The sequence below is a fragment of the Rhodopseudomonas palustris genome (assembly GCF_003226555.1).
In the GTDB taxonomy this organism is placed as follows: Bacteria; Pseudomonadota; Alphaproteobacteria; order Rhizobiales; family Xanthobacteraceae; genus Rhodopseudomonas; species Rhodopseudomonas palustris_I.
The window spans coordinates 15,165-38,024 of record NZ_QKQS01000026.1 but is presented as its reverse complement, the minus strand read 5'-3'; the positions used below and the strand labels follow the sequence as shown (position 1 = coordinate 38,024).

Here is a 22,860-nt window from a genome sequence, read left to right as displayed (position 1 = left end):
TCGCTGTGGTTCGCGAAAAATCACTCGGCGCCGACGGGCGTCGGCGCCTTTGCTGTCAGCGCCAGGTCTTCTTGTAGGCGCCGGTGGTGGTGGACTGGCCTTCGGTGAGGCCACGCAGCGCGTCGACCGGTAGCGGCCGTCCCTCATCGAGTGCGGCGAGCACGTCCTTGAAGGTCTTCACCACCCGCTCGATATAGGCGCGGCCACGCTGGCGGCCTTCGATCTTCAGCGCCGCGACGCCGGCGGCGCGCAGGTCCGGCAGCATCGTGGTGGCATCGAGGCTGGCCGGATCTTCGAACAGATAGCCGCAACCTTCGTCGGTCTGGTAGCGGCCCTTGCACAGCGTCGGATAGGCTGCGGCCTCGCCCTTGGCGAATTTGTTGATGGTGAACTCGCCGAGCCGCGACACCAGCGAGCCGTTCTGCTCGCGATACTGGATCGAGGCGGCCGGCGAACACACGCCGTCCATGTTGGGCGACTTGCCGGTGGCGTAGGACGACAGCGAGCAGCGCCCCTCCTCCATCACGCACAGGCCGCCGAAGATGAAGACCTCGGTCTCGACCTTTACCTCTTTGGTGATCGCGGCGATTTCCTGAACGCTGAGCACGCGCGGCAGCACCACGCGCTGGGCGTTGAAGCTGTCGACATAGAACCGGATCGAATCCGGATTGGCGGCGGCCGCCTGCACCGAGACGTGCAACCGCTGCTCCGGATGGGTCTTGGCGCAGTAATCCATTACGCCGACATCGGCGAGGATCAGCGCATCGGCCTCGGCTTCGACTGCGTCGTCGACCGCGCGCTGCCACAGCTCGACATTGCCGGCGCGGGCGAAGGTGTTGATCGCCACCAGCACCTTGGTGCCGTAGCGATGCGCGTGCGCGATCGACTCCCGCATTTCCTCGCGGCTGAAATTCAGCCCCGGAAAGTTGCGCGCGTTGGTTTCGTCGTTGAAGCCGCAATAGATCGCATCGGCACCTGCGGCGACGGCATCGTGCAGCGCCGCGGGCGTGCCAGCCGGACAGATCAGTTCCATGCTCTAACCTCCGCCTCCGACACCCAGCTCTTCGCGATAGCTCGGCTGCGCGCCCACCAGGCTGCGCAGGATTCGTTCGATCGGCGCCGCCAGCGGGCCGAACCACGCCACCGACTCTTTCAGGAAATCGACCCGAGAATCGTCGATCGCATTGCGCAGCGCGACCACGGCTTCCATGTCGCCATCGATCTCGATGTCGCGCGAGAAGAACAGCGCGTCGCCGTCGTAGGAGCCGTCGGTCATGCCGATCAGCGCCGACAGCGGCCCCGCGATCCGCGCGTGGATGTTGGTGGGCAACGTGCGCACCACCGTGACCCGCGGATTCATCCGCCGCGGTTCGAGCACGAACGCGATCGGCAGATCGGTCGGCGCGAGGCCGTAACGCTTGCCGGTGTGCGGACCGAGGCGATCGAAGATCCGGGGATGGCGTGCGCGAATTTCGCGCAAGCAGATTCCGAGCAGCACCTGCAGCGGCAACAGCGGCAACACCCGCGTCGCAAGGGCAAGCGGCGCGGGCATCCTGGAGACGGACGAATTGGATACCGACATGGGCCACCTTATCGTGAACAATTCGCGTAGCCCGGCCCCGACGGTACTTCTTTGCGCCTGATCAAAGACAGGGTCGATGGCAAGTGCTGACCAATGGTCTCCGCAGGGAGACATCATGCTGAACCGCGTCAAACCGCCGTTTTCGGATCTGCGGGCGTTCAGCGCCTATCTCGAATCCCGCGGACAATTGCACCGCATCCGCAAGCCGGTGTCGGTGGTTCACGACCTCACCGAGATTCATCGCCGTGTGCTGCATGCCGGCGGTCCGGCGCTTCTGATCGAGAATCCGATCAAGGCCGACGGCACACCGTCCGAGATGCCGATTCTGGTCAATTTGTTCGGCACGGTCGAACGGGTGGCCTGGGGTCTCGGCATTCTGCCGGAGAATCTGTCGCGACTCGGCGAGGCCCTCGCCGAAATGCGAGAGCCGGCCCCGCCGCAAAGCCTGACCGACGCGCTCAGCAAACTGCCGATGGCCAAGGCTGCACTGGCGATGCGGCCCAAGCTGGCCAAATCCGCGCCGGTGCAGGAAGTGGTGCTGACCGGCGATGCGGTCGATCTGGGCCGGCTGCCGGTACAGATCCCCTGGCCGGGCGAACCGGCACCGCTGATCACCTGGGGCCTCGTCTTCACCAAGCCGCCGCCCGGCGCGCACGGCACCGACAATGTCGGTGTCTATCGGATGCAGGTGCTGGGCAAGGACCGGCTCATCATGCGCTGGCTGGCGCATCGCGGCGGCGCCAAGCATCACCACCAATGGAAGGCCGAGAAGCGCGAGATGCCGGTGGCGATCGTGATCGGCGCCGATCCGGCGATGATTCTGTCCGCGGTGCTGCCGCTGCCGGAGACGGTGTCGGAGATCAAATTCGCCGGACTGCTTGGCGGCGAGCGGCCGAGCCTGACGCCGTGCCAGACCATTCCGATCAGCGTGCCGGCCGATGCCGAGATCGTGCTGGAAGGCTTTGTGTCGCCAACCGAAACCGCGCCGGAGGGGCCGTATGGCGACCACACCGGCTACTACAACGCGGTCGAGGAATTCCCGGTGATGCGGATCACCGCCATCACCATGCGGCGGCATCCGATCTATCTGTCGACCTATACGGGCCGGCCGCCGGACGAGCCGTCGCGGCTCGGTGAGGCGTTCAACGACGTATTCCTCCCGGTCGCGCGGCGGCAATTCCCCGAGATCGTCGATCTGTGGCTGCCGCCGGAGGCGTGCTCCTACCGGATCGCGGTGGCCTCGATCAAGAAGCGCTATCCCGGCCAGGCGCGCCGGCTGATGATGGGGCTGTGGTCGATGCTACCGCAGTTCAGCTACACCAAGCTCTTGATCATCGTCGACGACGACGTCGACGTCCGCGACTGGGCCGACGTGATGTGGGCAGTGTCGACGCGCTGCGATACCTCGCGGGACATGGTTGCCATCAGCGACACGCCGATCGATTATCTCGACTTCGCCTCGCCGAAATCCGGCCTCGGCGGCAAATTGGGGATCGACGCCACCAACAAGATCGGCACCGAGACCGAGCGGGAGTGGGGCAAAGTGCTGGAGATGGACCAAGACGTGATCGCGCGGGTCGATGCGATATGGTCGAGCCTCGGGCTGTCGCCGCAACATCAGCCGGCCGCCGGGCAGCGCCGGCTGATCCGATGAGCGCGCGGCATCGCATCGTCGTCGGCGTCAGCGGCGCCTCGGGCGCCGCGGTCGGGCTGCGTGTGATCGAACTGCTCGCTTCCGTCGATTGCGAATTACATCTGGTGGTGTCGAAAGCCGCACGGCGGACCATCGCCTACGAGGTCGGGCCGAACGCGCTCGATCACGCCATCGACCTGGTGCATCGCCACCACGACATCGACGACGTCGGCGCCAGCATCGCCTCGGGCTCGTTCCGCACCGCCGGCATGATCGTGGCGCCATGTTCGATCCGCACTCTTTCGGCGATCGCCCATGGCGATCTCGACAACCTTCTTGTCCGCGCCGCCGACGTCCAGCTCAAGGAACGGCGCCGGCTCGTGCTGTTGCTGCGCGAGACGCCGCTGCATCTCGGCCATATCCGCAGCATGGCGCAGGTCACCGAAATCGGCGGCATCGTCGCGCCGATCTCGCCAGCGTTCTATCAGCGGCCGCGCTCGATCGCCGAAATGATCGACCACATGGCGCTGCGCGCGATCGGGTTGCTCGGGTTGAACGACCTGGAATTGTCTGCGCCCGAATGGTCCGACGAAACACCGCCGACCTGTCCGAAAAACTGAGCCGCATCCTTCGATGCACTGCCTGCTCCTTCTCCCCGCGCGCGGGGAGAAGGGTGGGATGAGGGGGCGTTTCCACGCGGCCGAGCGCGGATGGCGGTCATCGGGACTTACGAACTAACAGGTCGAGACGTTCGGACGCGCGGAGACGCCCCCTCACCCGCCCGGCTTCGCCGGTCGACCTCTCCCCGCGCGCGGGGAGAGGTTAGGCCGCGCGCGCGTTAGCCACACAGCGGAATGCGTTCGGGCACAGCCTCCTTCGGCACATCCTTGCGCAGATCCACATCCCTGGTCAGCGGGAAGAAATCGCCGGGCTGCTCGGTCTTCAGATAGGTGGTGATCAGCGTCCTCGCCGGCAGCGTGCCGATGCGGCACGCTTCGGCGCCGACGCCGATGATCAGCGAGCCGCGTTCGCCCTTCGCCTTGTGGGCGGCCATTTCGTCGCGAACGGCCAGCAGTTTCGGCACATCCGCCGGCGCGATCCGGAAGGCGTAGATCATGGTGCCGTTCGTCACCTCGCCCGCCAGGGACAGCAGCTCGGCTGGATCGTCGAGCTCGGTGAGCACGAACGCGTGCTCGCGCTTGTCGGAGCCCACCGCGATGGTGATCCGCAGCGTCACGCGGCGTGGCCGCAGGCCCTGCGGCAACCGGACGGCAATGCGCAGCGCCGCTGGATCGGTCGCTGACAGGTCGGTGCGCGCCAGCTTGACCATCGACGTCACTGGAACGGAGCTGCAGGCGGTGAGGACGCCGAGCGCCAGGGCGGCGACGGCGAGTTTCAACACAGCGGGGAAGCGCATGACGCTCATCCTATCTTGACGATGATAAATTATCGTTCTACGATAATTAAATCTCGAAATAGACGATGGAGAGGCGCAATGCAAGCACGACTATCGAGCTCCCCGATCGGACTGGCCGGCCCCGCGTCGGCGAAGCTGGTGCGGCTGTCGCGGGCGATGGAATGGGTGACCACGGTCGGAATCGTGCTGATTGTCGCGCTGGTCGGCGCCGCCTTCGTGGTGCCGAGCTGGGCACGCAATCTGCTGCTGGCGAAGCTCGGCGACATCGGCAATCGGCTGCCGCTCGATGCCGGCAATCAGACGCTGGCGGCGATCATCATCGCCGTGCCGATCGTGGTGATGCTGTGGGGGCTGGTCAATGTGCGGGCGCTGTTCGGCGAGTTCGCCTGTGGCCAGGTGTTCACCGCCACGGCCGCCACTCACCTGCAGCGCTTCGGCATCGCAGTGCTGGCGCAAGGCGCGCTCGGCCCGATCACTGCCACCGCTTTGGCGCTGGCGCTGTCGCTCGGCAATCCGCCAGGGCAGCGGCTGCTGGTGCTGACCCTATCGAGCAACGACTATGTCTCGGTGATCGTCGGCGGCGTGCTGATCGCAGTCGCCACGGTGATGCGCGAGGCGACGCGGCTCGCCGACGAGAATGCGAGCTTCGTCTGATCGATGGCAATCGTGGTCAATCTCGACGTGATGCTGGCGAAGCGAAAGATGCGCTCGAAGGAGCTGGCCGAGCAGATCGGCATCACCGAACAGAACGTGTCGCTGCTCAAATCAGGCAAAGTGAAGGGCATCAGGTTCGAGACGCTGTCGCGAATCTGTACTGTGCTCGACTGTCAGCCCGGCGACATTCTCGAGTACGTCTCGGACAGTTAGGCCGGACAACGAGCGAACAAGAAAAGGCCGGCATCTGCGGACGCGCAGATGTCGGCCTTCGAATTTTCAAGTCTGCGCCGTTCGGTCGGCGCAGGTCCGTTCGACGTTGGATCAGGCGGTCGCGGCCCGAGCGGAGTGCTCGTGCGGCCGCCAGTCTTCCGCCGCTTCGTCCCAATAATGGGCGTCGTCGAAGCGCTTCCAGTGCGCGCTCTGCGCCACGACCTCACGGCCGCCGATGATCAAGGCCACCAGACCGATCAGGCCGACCAGCCCGTAGATCGCTGCGATCAATGCAACAATGGTCAAGGCTCTTTCCTCACTGTTTGCGATAAGCACCCGGAATGTTGGACGGCGGGTGCGCCCGTCCTGAATGCTAAGTACAGTTCGCCGAACTCAGTGCGCCGAGGCGAACCAGCCGAAACGCTTCGCAGGCTGCTTGGCCGTTACCACCGGAGCCGGGGGCTGCGGTTGGGCACGCTGGGTCGCCTTCCGCCACAGATCGTCCACGACCAGATACGCGATCAACGCAGGGCCGACGGCGCACGTCAGGAACAACACAAGCGATCCGACAGAATCCAGAAACACGGTACACCTCCTGCTTTCGTCGAAGCGAAACTACGGAAAGTACCGCCGCCCGCATTGCGCCGGATCAATTTTGCCGGGCCGGCGCTACAACCAAGAACCGATTAGTTCCATGTAGTTAGCTGTCTATTAAACGGGATTTTGCGCCGCTTGGGGCGGTTCCGACGGCTTTACTCACCGTGTTGTGAATGCATCGCGGCGTGCAGACCACGACAGGGATCCGGCAGCCGAGCACTGCGCGGCACGCGCAGAGCGACAACACGTCGCGCCCCGCCACATCGCCATCAGGCCGGCTTCAGGCGGTAATGACTGACGCCCCACTCGTCGCCGTCGGCGTAGCCGAACAGGCCGGAGGTGGCGAGGAAGAACCAGCGCCAGCGCCGCATCCACAATGCGGTGTCGTCGCCGTAGACCGGGCGCAGGATGGTTTCGATCTCGCCCCGATGCTGATCGAAATTGGCGAGCCAGTCTTCCGCCGTGCGCTGGTAGTGACGGCCGCTCCAGCGCCATTGCTCGTCGATCTTGAACAGATCGGCATATTGCTGGATCAGCCGGTGGCTGGGCATCACCCCGCCGGTGAAGAAATGCTGCGCGATCCAGTCGGCCCGATCGGCGCGGTCGAACAAGTAAGCGCCGCGGCGATGGCTGAAGATGTGCATGAAGAACAGCCCGCCCGGCTTCAGCCAGCCGCGGATCCAGGCCATCAACTTGCGCCAGTTCATCATGTGCTCGAACATCTCGACCGAAACCACCCGATCGAAGGTCTCGTCCGGCTCGAACGCATTCATGTCGCAGGTCACGACGCGCAGGTTGGTCAGGCGCCGCGCAGCCGCCTCGGCCTCGATGTACTGCCGCTGCGACGCCGAGTTCGACACCGACAGAATCCGCGCATCGGGAAACCGTGCGGCCATCGCCAGCGACAGCGAACCCCAGCCGCAGCCGAGCTCGAGGATCGCCTGTCCGTCGCGCAGGTCGGCGTGCTCGATCGTCAGCCGCAGCGCCTCCGCCTCGGCCTGCCCCAGCGTGGTCTCGGCATCACGATAGAAACAGGACGAATATTTGCGGTGCGGCCCGAGCACTTTGCCGAAGAACGCCGCCGGCACCTCGTAGTGCTGGGCGTTGGCGGCGTCGGTGTGTTCGGCCACCGCGCGCGCGGCCATCGCCTCCGCGAACGCGGCATCGGTCGCCTGATTGCCCTGCGCCATCTTGGCGGCAGTCCGCGCGCACAGCGCCCGGATGCCGAGGCGGATCACCGCGTCCGGCAGCGGTGCCCGCTCGGCAATATCGATCAGCGAGGCGAGTGCGTTCATGATGCGCCGGAGCGCCGCGGCGGCAGCGGAAAGAACATCGAAGTTCGAGCCTGATAGTCACGATAGCGGTCGCCGCGCGATTGCAGCATCTGCTCCTCGAGCGGCGGAATGCCGGTGACGTACACCAGGATCCAATACATGAACAGCGGCGCCAGCAGCGCCGCGTAGCCCCAGAAATAGGACAGCGGCTCGGCGAACGGGATCGCGATCACCGGATAAGCCAGCCAGCCGAACCACTGGAAGAAGTAGTTCGGATGCCGCGACCAGCCCCACAGCCCGGCGTCGCAGACCTTGCCCTTGTTGGCCGGATCTTCGCGGAACGCCTTGAGCTGAGAGTCGGCCAGCCCTTCGCCGGCGATGCCGACGATCAGGATCAGCACACCAAGATAGTCCTGCAGCCGCAAGCTCCCGGCCGGCGCGTGGGCGGCGACGAAGATCGCGAACACCAGCGGGATGCTGCCGTAGGCCTGATTCTGTAGGAAGAAGAACATTTTCTTCGGCGCGTCCGCGCCCCACTGGGCGGCATAGGCGGCGTAGCGCGGATCGTCGGTGATGTGCCGGGTGCGGGCGGCGATGTGCGAGCCGAGCCGCAGCGACCATGCCGCGACCAGAACCGCCACCAACCATTGCCGCGCGTCCGGCGCGGTGCCGCCGATCGGCCAAAGCGACGAGGCGGCGCCGGTGAGCCCGAGCGAGAACGTCCAGATGGTGTCGACCCAGCCGGAATTGCCGGTCCGCTGCTGCACCACCCAGGCGCCCGCCATCAACACCGCCAGCGCCACCGCGATTCCCGCCAATGCCCCGAGATACGTAACTGTCATCATCCACCCGTCGTTCGACTGCCATGCTGAGACGGCAGATACGTGCCGGACCGCATCGGCGTTTCGATTCGAGTTCCCGCTCAACGCGGAAGCGGATAACCGCCGCGACGGCTTTCTTCCGCCCCGTGCTGTGCCATATTGGGTGAAACAGCCGCTTCCGGCAAACCGGAGACCAAACCGACGATGGCTTCAGGCCCTTCCCCGCGCCACGCGATGGAGATCGAACTCGACAAGCTGTCGTCGCCGCGAATCTTCCTGGTGCGGATGCTGGTGTTCCTGGTGCTGTGCGGCCTGATCGTGGTGGTGCTGTACAAGCAGGTGCTGGCCGCGTTCATGGCCAATCCCGGCCTCAATGGCCTGATCGGCGCGGTGCTGGCGATCGGCATCGTGCTGGCTTTCCGCCAAGTGATCCGGCTGTATCCCGAGGTCGCTTGGGTCAACAACTTCCGCATCAACGACCCTGGGCTGGCGCTCGACCGGCGCCCGAGCCTGCTGGCGCCGATGGCGGCGATCCTCGGCGGCGAACGCTCCGGGCGAATCGCGATCTCGCCGCAGACAATGCGGCACCTGCTCGATTCGATCGCCACAAGGCTCGACGAGGCGCGCGACATCTCGCGCTACATGACCGGGCTGTTGGTGTTTCTCGGCCTGCTCGGCACCTTCTGGGGCCTGATCGAGACCGTCGGTTCGATCGGCGGGGTGATCGGCAGCCTGAAAGTCACCGGGGACGCCGGCTCGCTGTTCGACACGCTGAAGGAGGGCCTTGCCGCCCCGCTCGGCGGCATGGGGATTTCGTTCTCATCGTCGCTGTTCGGTCTCGCCGGTTCGCTGATCCTCGGCTTCCTCGATTTACAATCGAGCCAGGCGCAGAACCGATTCTATACCGACCTCGAAGACTGGCTGGCCTCGACGGTGCGTAGCTCGGCCGGCGACGGCGTGCTTTCCGGCAGCGCCGATCTGCAGGCCGCGCTGGAGCGGCTGCGGCTCACCATGGAAGACGGCGGCGCCAACCGCGCCACCACCGCCGCGATGGCCAACCTCGCCAATGCGATCCAAAGCCTGGTCGCGCATATGCGCAACGAGCAGCAGATGATCCGCGAATGGGCCGATGCCCAGGGCGAGCAGAACCGCGAGATCAAGGAGCTGCTGTCCGAACTGGTCCGCAAGCCCGAGAAAACCGTGCGCGAGCCGGAGAAGAGCTGATGGCTGCGGCGCTGCATCAGCAACGCGCACCGCTTAACCTCTCCCCGCGCGCGGGGAGAGGTCGGGTCGCATCGTCAGATGCGATCCGGGTGAGGGGGCGCCTCTGCGTGGCCGAGATTCAGTGCCTGCGTCGCCCCTCACCCCGACCCTCTCCCCGCAACAGCGGGGCGAGGGAGCGCGCCATGCCTACGGCGGCGATGCGGCTCAAGGGAGCGCGGTGATGGCGCTCGCTCGCGGCCGCCGGCAGGAGACCGGCTTCAACTACTGGCCGGGCTTCGTCGATGCGCTGTCGACGCTGATCCTCGGCATCGTGTTCCTGCTCACGGTGTTTCTGGTGGTGCAGTTCTTCCTGTCGCAGGAGGTCACCGGCAAGGACAAGGCGCTCCAGGAGTTGAACGCCAAGATCGCCCAGCTCAACGACATCCTGTCGCTGGAAAAGCTCGGCAAGCTCAATCTCGAAGAACAGCTCGCGCAGATGCGTGCCGGGCTGTCGGCCGCCGAGAGGGAGCGCGACCGGGTCAAGGGCCTGTATGACGGCCTCGCCGGCGCCGGCAACGACGCTGCCGGCCGGGCCGGTGAACTGGGCAAGGCGCTGGATTCGGAAAAGCAGATCTCGGCCCGGGCGCTGGCCCAGGTCGAGGTGCTGAACCAGCAGATCGCTGCGCTCCGCCGCCAGCTTGCGGCGCTGGAAGAGGCGCTCGACACCTCCGAGAAGCGTGGCAAGGAGTCGCAGAACAAGATCGCGGACCTCGGTCAGCGGCTGAACGTCGCGCTGGCGCAGCGGGTGCAGGAGCTGTCGCGCTACCGCTCGGAGTTCTTCGGCCGCCTGCGCGCCATCCTCGGGGATCGCCCCGACATCCGGATCGTCGGCGACCGCTTCGTGTTCCAGTCCGAGGTGTTCTTCGACACCGGCCAGGCAGTGCTGCTGCCGGAAGGCCGCGCCGAACTCGACAAGGTGGCCGACGCACTCAAGGAGCTCGACCGAAAGATCCCGGCGGAGATCCCATGGGTGGTGCGGGTCGACGGCCACACCGACAAGCGGCCGATCACCGGCGCCTTCAAGTCGAACTGGGAGCTGTCCAGCGCGCGAGCGATTTCGGTGGTGCAGTATCTGATCTCGCTCGGCGTGCCGGCGCAGCGCCTGGTCGCCGCCGGCTTCGCCGAATTCCAGCCGCTCGACACCGCCGACACCGAAGACGCCTACAAGCGCAACCGCCGCATCGAATTGAAACTGACGGAGCGGTGAGGTTGTTCTTGTCGTCGACCCCACGATGGTCATTCCGGGGCGCCGCGAAGCGGCGAACCCGGAATCTCGATCGGTGCGCGTGTCAGATTCCGGGCTCGCGCGCAGCTGCGCTGCGCCCGCCCCGGAATGACGGCACTTGGTGACGGCGATGCCCACCTTCACCCTCCGCCCCTACACCGAAGCCGACGAGGCCCCCGCGATCGCGCTGTGGCTGCGGACCTGGCAGCTCGCTTATCCTGCGATCGACTTCACCAAGCGGGTCGAGTGGTGGCGCGAGCGCTGGCACACCGAATTGGTGCCGCAGGCGGCGATCATCGTCGCCGAACAGGGCACCGCGCTCATCGGCTTCGTCACCATCGATGCGGCCGGCTATCTCGACCAGCTCGTCGTCGAACCCGAACACTGGGGATGGGGTGTCGCCGAAGCGCTGGTGGACGAGGCCAAGCGGCGCTCGCCCACTGAAGTCACCCTCAAGGTCAACGCCGACAACTACCGCGCCATCAAGTTCTACCGCCGCAACGGCTTCGCGGTGACCGGCGAGGAGCTCAACAGCTCCGGCCGGCCGGTGCTGAACATGCTGTGGCGACCCTGAGCTTCCGCAAGCTGCCGAGAATTGCTAGTCTCAAGCGATGACCAAGCTGCTCGATCAAGCGCTGGAACTGGCCCGCAGTCTTCCTGCCGAACTGCAGGACGATATTGCGCGGGTGGTGCTGCAGCTCACCGGCGACGATAACGTCGTTGTCGAGCTGTCGGACGACGAGCGTACTGCGATCGAACGCTCCAAGGCCGCCGCGGTGCGCGGGGAATTCGCCAGTGACGCGCACCTCAGTGCCGTGTGGGCCAGTGCGACTATCAAGCTCAGCTAAGCTAAGCTATGGTTGGGACGCCCACTGAGAACGGTGGAAAGCCGTTCGGCCTGTAACGGACAAGATTTTTCAGATTTGCGGCTACATTCTTATCATTAACATTAGAAATGATCCAATCGCGCGCTGCATCTCGGATAGTCTCGCAGAAGGCGACCACGTCAAGCTGAAGTAATCGTCCCTCCAGCTTCAAACTTGCCGCGGAAATTCCGCCAAATTCGACCCCGGCAGCAACCTCGATGACGACGTCGTGCATCTTGATCGTTGACTCGGGACCAATGAACATAACCCGATCAAATCGCGATTTAGGATGGTGAAAGTGCCCTTGATGCAGAACCCCGCCGCGTAGCCTAAAAAGATCGACTGCAGCTACATTCCGGAATCTGCCTTCCAAATTTCTTTCGCACCACGACACATACTTCTCTGGGGTTGCCCAGATCGGCTTAGATGCATCACATTCTAAGCAAGCGCAGATATCAGGAATGGAAAGCGAGACGGCGATGGCCAAATAATACAGTCGAGCCGACAAAGCCCGATCTATCTCTTGCAGTATAGCATCGAGCTCGATGGGGACTTGTGTCACTGAGAAGCCGAAAACGAATTGCGAGGAGTTTAGATAACCAGAAAAAGATTTGGAGAACCGCCACGCAGGTTCCATTTGCCTTGTGGCCCACAAAATACGTTACCCTACGCCGCCTCGAACTGCAGCTTGGCGAGACGGGCGTAGAGGCCGCCGCGGGCGACGAGTTGGGCGTGGGTGCCCTGTTCGACGATGCGGCCGTGCTCCATCACCACGATGCGGTCGCACGACAGCACGGTGGCAAGGCGATGGGCGATCACCAGCGTGGTGCGATCGCGCATCAACTGCTGCAGGGCGGTCTGCACCAGCACTTCGCTTTCGGCATCGAGCGAGGAGGTTGCCTCGTCGAGCAGCAACAGCGGCGCGTCGCGCAGGATCGCGCGGGCGATGGCGATCCGCTGGCGCTGGCCGCCGGACAGCGTCACGCCCCGCTCGCCGAGCATGGTGTCGAAGCCTTCCGGCAGGCGTGAGATGAATTCGGTGGCATGGGCCTGCTGAGCGGCCCGCTCGACATCGAGCTCGATCGCGTCGTCACGACCGAACCGGATGTTGTCACGCGCGGTCGCAGCGAACACCACCGAGTCCTGCGGCACCAGCGCGATCCGCTCACGCACCGCCTGCGGATCGGCGGAATTGATGGCGACGCCGTCGAGCGAGACCGTCCCGGAGATCGGGTCGTAGAACCGCAACAACAGATGAAACAGCGTGCTCTTGCCGGCGCCCGAGGGGCCGACGATCGCCACTTTCTCGCCGGCCCGGATGGTCAGCGACAGCCCGTCCAGCGCCCGGAAGTCCGGACGGGTCGGATAGGAGAAGCAGACATTGTCGAACACCACCTCGCCGCGCACCGGCATCGGCAGCGCCTTCGGTTGCGCCGGCGCGGCGATCTGAGGCTTCACGCGCAGAATCTCGAACAGCCGTTCCGCGGCGCCCGAGGCCGCCGACACTTCGCCCCACACCTCGCTGAGCTGGCCGAGACTGGAGGCCGCAAACACCGCGTACAGAATGAACTGACCGAGCCGGCCCGGCGTCATGATGCCGGTGGCGACATCGTGCGAGCCGACCCACAGGATCGCCACCACGCTGGCGAACACGATGAAGATAATGATCGCGGTGAGCAGCGCCCGCGCCGCGGTGGAACTGCGCGCCGCGTCGTAGGATTGCTCGACGGCACCACCGAACCGCGCATTGGCGACGCGCTCGTTGGTATAGGCCTGCACGGTGCGGATCGCGCCGACCAGCTCCGAAGCATAGGCGGAAGCATCGGCCAGGGTGTCCTGCGCGTTGCGCGACAGCCGGCGCACCCAGCGCCCGAACGCCACCAGCGGGATCACAATCAGCGGAATCGCCGCCAGCACGAAGCCGGACAGGCGCGGGCTCGAAACCACCATCATCGCGATCGCGCCGACGAACAGCAGCATGTTGCGCAGTGCGATCGACACCGAAGCGCCGACGGCGGATTTAATCTGCGTGGTATCGGCCGTCAGCCGCGAGATCAATTCGCCGCTGCGCGCAGAATCGAAGAATGCCGGCGACAGCGCGGTCAGGTGCCGAAACACGTCGCGGCGGACGTCGGCGACGATCCGCTCGCCGATCGTCATGACCAAATAATAGCGCGCCGCACTGGCGATCGCGAGCACAGCGACGACGCCGAGCATCACGGTGAAGTAGCTGTTGATCAGCGCGACACCTTCGGCGCTGAAGCCGAAATCGATCAGCCGTCGCACAGCGACCGGCACTACCAGCGTCGTCACGGCAGCAGCGATCAGCGCGATCAGCGCCAGCGTCGCGCGGCCGCGATAGCGTGCCACGTAAGGCATCAGCGCCAGCAGCGGCCTCAACCGGCTGCGCTTGGCGACCGCGGCCACCTCCTCGACCTGGCTCGGATCGGCATCGGCTCGCAATGTACCGGTGCGCGGACCGACGTTTTCGGTCGCTGCGATCGCATCCAGCGACAGAGTGATCGCCGACGCGTCGGAGTTGGAGCTCTGCGGTTTGTTCGGTGATGTCATTCGAAACTGCCAAATCGATGGTGACGCTTCAGCCGGCATCACATAGGCCGCAATCGCCGCGGGTGGCAAATCCGGTACACCCCGGTCACCAGATCGTGTGCGGTGCCTTGTGCAGGCGGCGTGGCTGGGATATAGAGCCGGCAAATTCGCCCGAAATCATCGCGATGCAGGCGCCGGCGAGCGCAAGGGATCACCCATGAAGACCGAGATTCACCCGGACTATCATACCATTACCGTCGTCATGACCGACGGGACCGAGTACCAGACGCGGTCGACCTGGGGCAAGGAAGGCGACAAGCTGAACCTCGACATCGACCCGAAGTCGCATCCGGCCTGGACCGGCGGCACCCAGCAGGTGCTGGACCGCGGCGGTCGCGTGTCGCGCTTCCAGAAGAAGTTCTCGGGCTTCCTCAAGAAGGATTGAGCCGGCCGCCGGCTTTGCCCGGCTGCTCGCCGCTTCTTCAAGGCCCAATACGACAAACGCCCTGCTCGCGCGGGGCGTTTTGCGTTGGCGGATCGGGCCGCCACTGGACTTCGGGACGAGGGAATCGAGCCGTGCCGGCGTTCAAAACGCCAATGGCCGGGACGAGCCCGGCCATAGCGACTTGAGACCAACCGAAACGGGCGCAGCGGCGTCAGTTTTCGAACGCCGCCTTCAGCATATTGAGCTGGGAGACCAGCGGATTGCCGACCGCAATCGGTTCCGGCGGGGTGTGCATGCTGGAATCCAGCCGGCGGATCCGGCTTTGCAGGTTCATCGACCGCGCGATCAGCGACTGCAGTTGTTCCGGCAAGCGTTCCAGCACGTCCGGCGCGCCGGGATCGGCGGCGGACAGCTTCACCTTGGTCTTTTCCCGGTTGGCCTGGATCAGCGTCATTTCGCCTTCCTTGACCGCCCGGTGCAGCAGCAACCAAGACGCGAGCTGCATCAGCCTGGTGGTCAGGCGCATGCTCTCGGTGGCGTAGGTGAGGCTCACGGCCCGATCGAGCAGCTTGGCCTCGGCGCGGCCATTGCCGTCGAGATAGGCGGCGGTCTCCTCGACCAGGTCCATCCCCTCCCGAAACAGGGCCGTGAAAGCGGCCGAACTGGTCAGCCGCTCGCTGAGCACCACCAAGGCGGCTTCGCCCTGCGCGACATCAGACATGATCAACGCCTCACACTACCGAGTACTTCTGCCGGCTCGCGAAGCTGCGCACCGGCTTATGATGAACAAATCATTACGCCGCCCTCGCCCGGAGTCCAGCGGACCCGCGCGCAAAGGTTAACGCAGCTTCAGAGACAGCATTGTGGCGGTCAATGACCAAAGCGTGACGCCGGCACTGCGGACGATCCCGAGGCCAAAAAAGAGCCGCCGTTTCCGGCGGCTTTTAAGTTGATAACAGGGAGGCGTCAAAACAGAGTGGACAGGAGCCACTCGGTCCAAAGATGGACATCCACAGTAATAAGCCGGAAAGCTTAATCGGGCGTAAACAAGCGAATTTGTTTACGCTCTGTTTGCCATGACGCGGCCGGCGCAGATTGTCCCAGCATGAGACAACTTCACGCCTGCTATCAACTTTTCGTTCATGATTTGAAGATGCGATCCGCTGCTTCGCGGGTCGCGCGCTTCATCTTCAGCGCGGTCTCGAGCCGGGCGATCTCGGCCTGCAGCAGCGCGATCCGCCCGCTGAGTTCTTCGACCGACAAGAGCGACAAATCCTGCCCGATGTCGTGGCTGGTCTTGGTCTTCGGCTTGTCGTCGTCCTCGATCGCCATGTCGTCCCTCGCCGCTTCGTGATCCGCTGCGGTTGCCAGCCGCCCTCCGGCTGTCTAATCACAGCCTGCTCCGCCAGATGACACCCACCCGCCTCGCCAGCCAAGGAAAAACCATGGAACCGATCCCTTCGCAAATGACCGTGGTCGGGATCAGCAAGCCCGGCGGCCCCGAAGTCCTGCTGCCCGAGACGCGTGCGGTGCCGCAGCCGGGTCCAGGTGAGATCCTGGTCAAGGTCGCCGCCGCGGGCGTCAACCGTCCCGACGTGGCACAGCGCTCCGGCAGTTACCCGCCGCCGCCCGGTGCCAGCGATCTGCCGGGGCTGGAAATTGCCGGCGAAGTGGTGGCGCTCGGCGACGGCGTCACCCGGCACAAGCTCGGCGACAAGGTGATGTCGCTGGTGGCAGGCGGCGGCTACGCGGAATATTGCATCGCCCAGGACGGCCAAGCGATGAAAGTGCCGGCGGCGTTCTCGATGACCGAAGCCGGCGCCACGCCGGAAACGCTGATGACGGTGTGGCACAACGTGTTCGAGCGCGGCGGCTTGCAGCCTGGCGAAACCCTTTTGGTACACGGCGGCTCGTCCGGGATTGGTACGATGGCGATCCAACTCGCGGTCGCGCTCGGATCGAAAGTGATCACCACCGTCGGCTCGCAGGACAAGGCCGACGCCTGCCTGAAGCTCGGCGCCAGTCGCGCCATTAATTACAAGACCGAGGACTTCGTCGCCGCCGTCAAGGAAGCGACCGGCGGCAACGGCGTCGAAGTGATCCTCGATATGGTCGGCGGCGATTACATCGAGCGCAACTACGACGCCGCCGCGATGGATGGCCGCATCGTCCAGATCGCGTTTCTCGGCGGCGCCAAGGCCAACGTCAACTTCGTCAAGCTGATGATCAAGCGGCTGCATCACACCGGTTCGACGCTGCGGCCCCGCTCCAACGCCGACAAGGCCGCGATGGTCGCTGCGATCGAAGCCAAAGTGATGCCGCTGCTCGCCCAGGGCAAGATCAAGCCGCTGATCGACGGCACCTTCGCGCTACGCGAGGCCGCCGATGCCCATCGGCGAATGGAAACCAGCCAGCATATTGGCAAAATTGTGTTGACCGTGTGAGTAGGGCAACTCCCGGGCTCGCTGTAAAGTCTATGTTTCCACTCGCTTTCATGTCATCTATCGGTTGCTCACGGTGCGCGGGGCCGCGCCGTTCGCCCCGGTGTGAACGCGGAGAACCGACTTGCGTCTGATCAGATGCCTCGCGCTGCTGGCGCTGGGCGTGATGATGGTTGCGGCTGCCCCGCAAGCCCACGCCCTCGATGCCGTCAGCGTTCGAAGCGACGCACCGGCGATCGACCTCACCGGTGTGCTCGAGCATCTGCACAGCGACAACGACCGGATTCAGATTTCCACCGCGCCCGGCAATGACGGCATCGTCCGCCGCGTCGAGGTTCGCGCCCGCGAAGGCGGCCAGAATTGGGTTGTGTTTGCGCTCGCTAACAACTCTGACGATCAGCTCGATCGTCTGATCGTGGCGCCGCACTACCGCATGGTCGGCTCCGGACTGCTGTGGCCCGACCTCGGCATGTCGCGGATCGCCACCATCACGCCGTCGACCGGCGACCGCCCCGAGCGGCAGGAAGGCCCGACCGCAGACATCTTCCGCGTCACGCTCGATCCCGGCTCGGTGATCACCTTCGTGGCCGAACTGCGCACCGACAAGCTGCCGCAGCTCTATCTGTGGGAGCCGGAGGCCTACAAGGACAAGGTCAACTCGTTCACCCTGTACCAGGGCATCGTGATCGGCATCTCCGGCCTGCTGGCGCTGGTGCTGACGATCCTGTTCGTGGTGAAGGGCAGCATCATGTTCCCGGCCGCCGCGGCGCTGGCCTGGGCCGTGCTGGTCTATATCGGCATCGATTTCGGCTTCTGGGGCAAGGTGCTGGACATGTCGTCCGGCGCCGAACGGGTGTGGCGCGCCTCCGGCGAGGCGATCCTCGCCGCGACCCTGTTGGTGTTCCTGTTCGCCTATCTCAATCTCAGCCGCTGGCACGTGCGCTATTCGCACATCACGCTGGGCTGGCTCGCCTTCCTCGGTTCGCTGGTCGGACTTGCGCTGTTCGACCCTGCGGTGGCGTCCGGCATCGCGCGCATTTCGCTGGTGCTGATCGCGTTCGCGGGCTTCGCGCTGATCGTCTATCTGTCGACCCACGGCTTCGACCGCGCGGTGCTGCTGATCCCGACCTGGTTCCTGCTGGTGGTCTGGGTGGTGGCATCCGGCATGGCGGTCGCCGGCGCCGTCACCAACGACATCGTCGGCCCGGCGCTGCTCGGCGGTCTGGTGCTGATCGTGATGCTGATCGGATTCACCGTGATGCAGCACGCGTTTGCCGGCGGCGGCGCCGCGGGCGGGGTGATCTCCGACGTCGAGCGCCGGGCGCTGGCACTGATCGGCTCAGGCGACCTGATCTGGGATTGGGACGTCTCGGCCGACAAGGTGTTCACCAGCCCCGAGACCGAAGCCCTGCTCGGCCTCAAGCGCGGCGCGCTCGAAGGCTCGGCGGCGAGCTGGCTGGAAGTGCTGCACCCGCTCGATCAGGACCGCTTCCGCGCTGCACTGGATTCGGTGCTCGACCAGCGCCGCGGCCGCCTGACCCAGGACTTCCGGCTGCGCACCCCGGACGGCCACTTCATGTGGTTCTCGCTGAAGGCGCGCCCGGTCGTCGGCACCGACGGCGAAGTCACCCGGGTGGTCGGGACTCTGACCGACGTCACCGAGATCAAGAACGCCGAAGAGCGGATGCTGCACGACAGCGTGCACGACAACCTCACCGGCCTGCCCAACCGCAAGCTGTTCATCGACCGGCTCGGCGCGGTGGCGAATTTCGCCAAGACCATGCCGACGCTGCGACCGACCCTGATGGTGATCGACCTCGACCGCTTCAAGCAGGTCAACGACTCGGTCGGGATTGCGGTCGGCGACTCCATCCTGCTGACGCTGGCGCGCCGGCTGAGCCGCATCCTCAAGCCGCAGGACACGCTGGCGCGGATCGCCGGCGATCAGTTCGGCCTGATCCTGATGTCGGAGCAGGACCCGGCCAAGATCACCGCCTTCGCCGAGACCATCCGCAAGACCATCAAGGCGCCGATCGCGTTCAACGACCGCGAGATCTTCCTCACCGCGTCAATCGGCCTCGCTTTGAGCGACCCGCAGACCCAGCTGTCCGACGAGATCATCAAGGACGCCGAGCTGGCGATGTATCATTCGAAGCGGATCGGCGGCGACCGCATCGACGTCTACAAGCCGGCGATGCGGGCGCGCAAATCCGACCGGCTGACGCTGGAATCCGAACTACGCCGGGCGATCGAACGCCAGGAAATCACCATCCTGTACCAGCCGATCGTGCGACTGGAAGACCGCTCGATCGCCGGGTTCGAGGCGCTGGCACGCTGGGATCATCCCAAGCTCGGCCGGATGTCGCCGAGCGAGTTCATCTCGATCGCCGAGGAGATCGGGCTGATCGTCGAGCTCGGCACCTTCGTGCTCGACCAGACCGCCAAGCAGCTCTCGATCTGGCAGCGTGCGATGCGCGCCCGCGAGCCGCTGTTCGCATCCGTCAACGTGTCGTCGCGGCAGCTGCTGCGCCACGACCTGCTGCACGACATCCGCACCGTGACGTCGCGCTCGTCGGTGGCGCGCGGCACGCTGAAGCTCGAACTCACCGAGTCGCTGGTGATGGAGAATCCGGAGCACGCAGCCCAGATGCTGCAGCGGATCCGCGAGCTCGGCGTCGGGCTGTCGCTGGACGATTTCGGCACCGGGCATTCGTCGCTGAGTTATCTGCAGCGCTTCCCGTTCGACACCATCAAGATCGACCAGTCGTTCGTCCGCACCACCAGCCGCGGCACCCGCCCGGTGATCCTGAAGTCGATCATCGCGCTGGCGCACGATCTCGGCATGGACGTGGTGGCGGAAGGCGCCGAGACGGACTCGGACGCGGTGGAGCTGTACCAGCTCGGCTGCGAATACGCCCAGGGCTTCGCCTTCGGCGAACCGATGGATGCGGACGCGGCGATGAGACTGCTGACCGAAGAACAGCGTCTGGCGGCGGCGAGCTGAGGCGACTACGCTGTCAGCACGTGGCGGATGGCAAATCGTGGCGGCTTGTAGCCGCCGCGCCCTCCCGAAACACCCACGTCATCGCCCGCGTAGGCGGGCGATCCAGTACGGCGGTGAGTTCGGGATGGAGTAAGGGCGGCGCTGGAATACTGGGTCGCCCGCATACGCGGGCGATGACGTCAGTGCGACGCTACGCGTGCCCGGCCTCCGCCGACAGCATCCCCGGCTCGATGCCGAGCTTGTGGAGCGCGCGGTCGTATTTGTCTTCGATGTCGTCGCCGAAGACCAGGTCCGCATCGGCGGCGCAATGCAGCCAGCCGTTTTCCTGGATCTCGGTTTCGAGCTGGCCGGGTGCCCAGCCGGCATAGCCGAGCGCCAGGATGGCGTGCTTCGGGCCGGTGCCGCCGGCGATCGCCTTGAGGATGTCCACCGTGGCGGTCAGACAAATGCCGTCATCGATCGGCAAGGTGGCGTCCTTGATGAAGAAGTCACTCGAATGAAGCACGAAACCGCGGCCGGTCTCGACCGGTCCGCCCCTCAGCACCTTCATGGATTCGGCGTGGTCGGGCAGTTGGATCTGCTCGGCCTTCTCGACGATGTCGAGCTGCACCAACAGCTCCGGAAAATCGATGCTGCCGGCCGGCCGGTTCACGATGATACCCATGGCGCCCTCTGACGAATGCGCGCAAATGTAGATCACCGAGCGCGCGAACCGCTCGTCTTCCATCACCGGCATCGCGATCAGGAGCTGGCCGTCCAGATAGCTCGGCCCATCGCCGCGCGCCTTCACGGCGCGGGACTTCTTGGCTGCGCCGGACTTCGGCCTTTTGGATTCAGTCTCCATCAGGGGATCCTCGCGTTGCACCGTCATCCTGATATTGGGTGCCGATCCTGTCAATCAATCTCGACCCGGCGAACAGTCGCGATTCAAACGCGATTTCAGTGGCTCCGCCGTCGCGCAAACTCTAGATACGCCAGATGATCGCAATCGTTCCTTCCCGTGCCGCTCTGTTCGTCGCCGCCGTCGTGGCGGCTTCGGCTTGTGGTGCTCGCGCCGACGAGGCCTCACCATGGGTCAGCGAGCAATATTCGGCGGTTCGGCTGCTGGCCGGATCGCGCAGCGGTGGGGTTCTGTTAGGTGGCATCGCCTTTCAGTTGCAGCCCGGTTGGAAGACGTATTGGCGCACCCCAGGTGATTCCGGGGTGCCGCCGCGGTTCGACTTCTCCAAATCGGAGAACGTCGAGTCGGTGACGATCCTGTGGCCTGCGCCGCAAGCGTTTCCAGACGGCGCTGGCGGCACCTCGCTGGGCTACAAAGGCCAAGTGGTCCTTCCGCTGCGCATCGTGACCAAACATTCCGACAAGCCGGTGACGCTGCGCGCGACGGTGGACTACGCCGTCTGCGACAAGCTGTGCATCCCGGTTCAGGCGAGCCCCGAACTCTCCTTCGTCAGCGTCGCATCGACCCAGGACGGTGCGCTGGCAGCCGCGCTCGACAGCGTACCGGTGCCCGCCAATGTCGGCGACGCCAATCCGGTGACGATCCGCGACGTCGTCCGCAAGGGCGACAAGGACGTCGAGGTCGACGTCGTCGCCCCGAAAGGCGCCAAGGTCAGCCTGTTCGTCGAAGGCCCGACGCCGGAATGGGCGCTGCCGGTGCCGAAGGAAATCAAGGGGGCGCCGCCCGGCCTGCGCCGCTTCGGTTTTGCGCTCGACGGGCTGCCACCCGGCGCGCAGGCAACGGGTGCGGCACTGAAATTCACCCTGGTGGGCCCGGACAAATCCTACGAGTTCAACGTCACGCTCGAGTAATTCGGACGTAGGGATCAGCGCGCGCTCCGCCGCTTGCGGCCGAGACGTCCGAGCCGATCGGCGAGGAATTCCGACAGCACCTCGACCCGCGCCGGCCGCGGCCCGCCGGGCGGCGTCACCAAATGCACCGCGCCCTCGCGCTGGTGCCAGCCATCCAGGATCACTTCGACCTCGCCGGCCGCAATCGCGTCGCCGACGATGAACTCGGGCAGGTCCGCAATGCCGAGCCCGGCGATCACCGATGGCAGCAGCGCTTCGCCATTGTTGACGCGGAGCGGACCGGCCAGCCGCACCGCCACCTGCTCACCGGCCTCGTTGCTGTAGTGCCAGGTGTTCGGCGTCGACAGATAGGCGTAGCCGAGGCAACGGTGCTGGGCGAGATGCATCGGATGCGTCGGGCGGCCGTGCGCCTGAAGATACGTCTTGGATGCCACCGTGTAGCGCGGCATCGCGCACAGCCGCCGCGCCATCAACGACGAATCCGGCAGCGTGGCAATGCGAACGCCGGCGTCGAAACCGTCACCGATCAGATCGACCATCGCGTCCGACAGATGCAGGTCGATCGACACGTCCGGATACGCGGCGAAGAATTCCGGCAGCAGCGGCGCGATCACCTTGACGCCGAACGTCATCGGCACTGCCAACCGCACCAGGCCGCGCGGCACCGCTGATTGCGCCAGCGCCTCGGCCTCGGCGGCCTCGCCGTCCGCCAGAAGCTGCGCGGCGCGCTCGGACAGCCGGTGGCCGGCGTCGGTCAGCGCCAGCCGCCGCGAGGTGCGGTTGAACAGCCGCGCCCCGAGCCTCGTCTCCAGCCGCGTCACAGCCTTCGACACCGTGGCTTTCGACAGCCCAAACTCAGTCGCCACCGCCGCGAACGAGCGCAGTTCAACCACCTTGGCGAAGATCGCCAGCGCTTCGAAGTCCGGCAGCTTGCTCATGGTACCGCTTAGGCTCAATTTTGGAAACAATGAGTTTCGATCATTTCTATTTATGGAATGATTGGTCGTCCTTATTCAAGAGCCAACGCAAGTCACTGGCGCCGACCCGGCGCCGACATCAGGAG

The 22,860-nt window shown here is 65.2% G+C and carries 24 protein-coding genes; 12 read left to right on the top strand and 12 right to left on the bottom strand.

Features of this window, described 5'->3' with window-relative positions; translation table 11 throughout:
- Positions 1-55 precede the first annotated feature (55 nt).
- Both ubiU and ubiT read right to left on the bottom strand, forming a co-directional pair.
- Positions 56-1,033 carry a ubiquinone anaerobic biosynthesis protein UbiU gene (gene ubiU, locus DNX69_RS20560; RefSeq protein WP_110787861.1) on the bottom strand — a complete coding sequence of 326 codons (978 nt, stop codon included), beginning with the start codon at positions 1,031-1,033 and terminating at the stop codon, positions 56-58.
- A 3-nt stretch (positions 1,034-1,036) separates the two neighbouring features.
- The gene (gene ubiT / locus DNX69_RS20555) at positions 1,037-1,582 is read right to left on the bottom strand and encodes a ubiquinone anaerobic biosynthesis accessory factor UbiT (RefSeq protein WP_110787860.1); all 546 of its coding nucleotides are present in this window, start codon (positions 1,580-1,582) and stop codon (positions 1,037-1,039) included.
- 115 nt (positions 1,583-1,697) lie between these two features.
- Here ubiT and DNX69_RS20550 point away from each other — a divergent pair, with 115 nt between their 5' ends.
- Together DNX69_RS20550 and DNX69_RS20545 are read left to right on the top strand one after the other, a co-directional pair.
- Entirely contained in the window at positions 1,698-3,236 is a 1,539-nt protein-coding gene (locus DNX69_RS20550; protein ID WP_110787859.1) for a UbiD family decarboxylase, read from the top strand.
- The gene (locus DNX69_RS20545; RefSeq protein WP_110787858.1) at positions 3,233-3,835 is read left to right on the top strand and encodes a UbiX family flavin prenyltransferase; all 603 of its coding nucleotides are present in this window, start codon (positions 3,233-3,235) and stop codon (positions 3,833-3,835) included. Before DNX69_RS20550 ends, DNX69_RS20545 begins: the two co-directional genes overlap by 4 nt.
- Before the next feature lie 218 nt (positions 3,836-4,053).
- On the opposite strand, the gene DNX69_RS20540 is transcribed toward DNX69_RS20545, so the two are convergent.
- Positions 4,054-4,632, bottom strand: a complete 579-nt coding sequence (locus DNX69_RS20540; RefSeq protein WP_110787857.1) for a hypothetical protein — start codon at positions 4,630-4,632, stop codon at positions 4,054-4,056.
- A 78-nt stretch (positions 4,633-4,710) separates the two neighbouring features.
- Here DNX69_RS20540 and DNX69_RS20535 point away from each other — a divergent pair, with 78 nt between their 5' ends.
- Both DNX69_RS20535 and DNX69_RS20530 read left to right on the top strand, forming a co-directional pair.
- Positions 4,711-5,286, top strand: coding sequence for a DUF2975 domain-containing protein (locus DNX69_RS20535; protein ID WP_110787856.1), 576 nt, complete (start codon positions 4,711-4,713; stop codon positions 5,284-5,286).
- Positions 5,287-5,289: 3 nt separating this feature from the next.
- A complete protein-coding gene (locus tag DNX69_RS20530; RefSeq protein WP_110787855.1) occupies positions 5,290-5,499 on the top strand; it encodes a helix-turn-helix domain-containing protein in 210 nt (69 codons plus the stop codon).
- Between the two features lie 111 nt (positions 5,500-5,610).
- Here DNX69_RS20530 and DNX69_RS20525 read toward each other — a convergent pair whose 3' ends face one another.
- The 3 genes from DNX69_RS20525 to DNX69_RS20510 form a co-directional block, all read right to left on the bottom strand.
- On the bottom strand, positions 5,611-5,805 hold the full coding sequence (locus DNX69_RS20525; protein ID WP_110787854.1) for a hypothetical protein: 195 nt from the start codon (positions 5,803-5,805) through the stop codon (positions 5,611-5,613).
- 560 nt (positions 5,806-6,365) lie between these two features.
- Positions 6,366-7,391: an SAM-dependent methyltransferase gene (locus tag DNX69_RS20515; RefSeq protein WP_110787852.1), complete on the bottom strand. Its 1,026-nt coding sequence runs from the start codon at positions 7,389-7,391 to the stop codon at positions 6,366-6,368.
- Positions 7,388-8,215, bottom strand: a complete 828-nt coding sequence (locus DNX69_RS20510) for a DUF1295 domain-containing protein (RefSeq protein ID WP_110787851.1) — start codon at positions 8,213-8,215, stop codon at positions 7,388-7,390. The genes DNX69_RS20515 and DNX69_RS20510 overlap by 4 nt, the downstream gene beginning before the upstream one ends.
- 180 nt (positions 8,216-8,395) lie before the next feature.
- On the opposite strand from DNX69_RS20510, the gene DNX69_RS20505 reads away from it, so the two are divergent.
- From DNX69_RS20505 to DNX69_RS20490, 4 genes are all read left to right on the top strand, one after another.
- Positions 8,396-9,415 carry a flagellar motor protein MotA gene (locus tag DNX69_RS20505; RefSeq protein WP_110787850.1) on the top strand — a complete coding sequence of 340 codons (1,020 nt, stop codon included), beginning with the start codon at positions 8,396-8,398 and terminating at the stop codon, positions 9,413-9,415.
- 220 nt (positions 9,416-9,635) lie between these two features.
- The gene (locus tag DNX69_RS20500; protein WP_110787849.1) at positions 9,636-10,661 is read left to right on the top strand and encodes a peptidoglycan -binding protein; all 1,026 of its coding nucleotides are present in this window, start codon (positions 9,636-9,638) and stop codon (positions 10,659-10,661) included.
- 148 nt (positions 10,662-10,809) lie between these two features.
- Entirely contained in the window at positions 10,810-11,253 is a 444-nt protein-coding gene (locus DNX69_RS20495; RefSeq protein ID WP_110787848.1) for a GNAT family N-acetyltransferase, read from the top strand.
- Between the two features lie 37 nt (positions 11,254-11,290).
- Positions 11,291-11,527, top strand: coding sequence for a hypothetical protein (locus DNX69_RS20490; protein WP_110787847.1), 237 nt, complete (start codon positions 11,291-11,293; stop codon positions 11,525-11,527).
- A 1-nt stretch (position 11,528) separates the two neighbouring features.
- Here the strand turns inward: DNX69_RS20490 and DNX69_RS26135 are convergent, their stop codons facing one another.
- Together DNX69_RS26135 and DNX69_RS20480 are read right to left on the bottom strand one after the other, a co-directional pair.
- Positions 11,529-12,032: a hypothetical protein gene (locus tag DNX69_RS26135; protein WP_133256032.1), complete on the bottom strand. Its 504-nt coding sequence runs from the start codon at positions 12,030-12,032 to the stop codon at positions 11,529-11,531.
- Between the two features lie 179 nt (positions 12,033-12,211).
- Positions 12,212-14,116 carry an ABC transporter transmembrane domain-containing protein gene (locus DNX69_RS20480; protein WP_110787845.1) on the bottom strand — a complete coding sequence of 635 codons (1,905 nt, stop codon included), beginning with the start codon at positions 14,114-14,116 and terminating at the stop codon, positions 12,212-12,214.
- Between the two features lie 196 nt (positions 14,117-14,312).
- Here DNX69_RS20480 and rpmE point away from each other — a divergent pair, with 196 nt between their 5' ends.
- The gene (gene rpmE, locus DNX69_RS20475) at positions 14,313-14,540 is read left to right on the top strand and encodes a 50S ribosomal protein L31 (protein ID WP_011156453.1); all 228 of its coding nucleotides are present in this window, start codon (positions 14,313-14,315) and stop codon (positions 14,538-14,540) included.
- A gap of 211 nt (positions 14,541-14,751) precedes the next feature.
- Here the strand turns inward: rpmE and DNX69_RS20470 are convergent, their stop codons facing one another.
- Positions 14,752-15,261, bottom strand: coding sequence for a DUF1465 family protein (locus DNX69_RS20470; protein WP_110788196.1), 510 nt, complete (start codon positions 15,259-15,261; stop codon positions 14,752-14,754).
- Positions 15,262-15,680: 419 nt separating this feature from the next.
- A complete protein-coding gene (locus DNX69_RS20465; protein ID WP_110787844.1) occupies positions 15,681-15,872 on the bottom strand; it encodes a DUF1192 domain-containing protein in 192 nt (63 codons plus the stop codon).
- Positions 15,873-15,985: 113 nt separating this feature from the next.
- On the opposite strand from DNX69_RS20465, the gene DNX69_RS20460 reads away from it, so the two are divergent.
- Together DNX69_RS20460 and DNX69_RS20455 are read left to right on the top strand one after the other, a co-directional pair.
- The gene (locus DNX69_RS20460) at positions 15,986-16,984 is read left to right on the top strand and encodes an NAD(P)H-quinone oxidoreductase (RefSeq protein ID WP_110787843.1); all 999 of its coding nucleotides are present in this window, start codon (positions 15,986-15,988) and stop codon (positions 16,982-16,984) included.
- Between the two features lie 121 nt (positions 16,985-17,105).
- Complete coding sequence (locus tag DNX69_RS20455) at positions 17,106-19,985, top strand: EAL domain-containing protein (RefSeq protein ID WP_165825299.1); 2,880 nt, start codon at positions 17,106-17,108, stop codon at positions 19,983-19,985.
- Positions 19,986-20,175: 190 nt separating this feature from the next.
- On the opposite strand, the gene DNX69_RS20450 is transcribed toward DNX69_RS20455, so the two are convergent.
- Positions 20,176-20,829, bottom strand: coding sequence for a YqgE/AlgH family protein (locus DNX69_RS20450; RefSeq protein ID WP_110788194.1), 654 nt, complete (start codon positions 20,827-20,829; stop codon positions 20,176-20,178).
- Between the two features lie 134 nt (positions 20,830-20,963).
- Here DNX69_RS20450 and DNX69_RS20445 point away from each other — a divergent pair, with 134 nt between their 5' ends.
- Positions 20,964-21,797, top strand: a complete 834-nt coding sequence (locus DNX69_RS20445) for a protein-disulfide reductase DsbD domain-containing protein (RefSeq protein ID WP_110787842.1) — start codon at positions 20,964-20,966, stop codon at positions 21,795-21,797.
- A gap of 14 nt (positions 21,798-21,811) precedes the next feature.
- Here DNX69_RS20445 and DNX69_RS20440 read toward each other — a convergent pair whose 3' ends face one another.
- Positions 21,812-22,735, bottom strand: a complete 924-nt coding sequence (locus tag DNX69_RS20440) for a LysR family transcriptional regulator (RefSeq protein WP_110787841.1) — start codon at positions 22,733-22,735, stop codon at positions 21,812-21,814.
- Positions 22,736-22,860 lie beyond the last annotated feature (125 nt).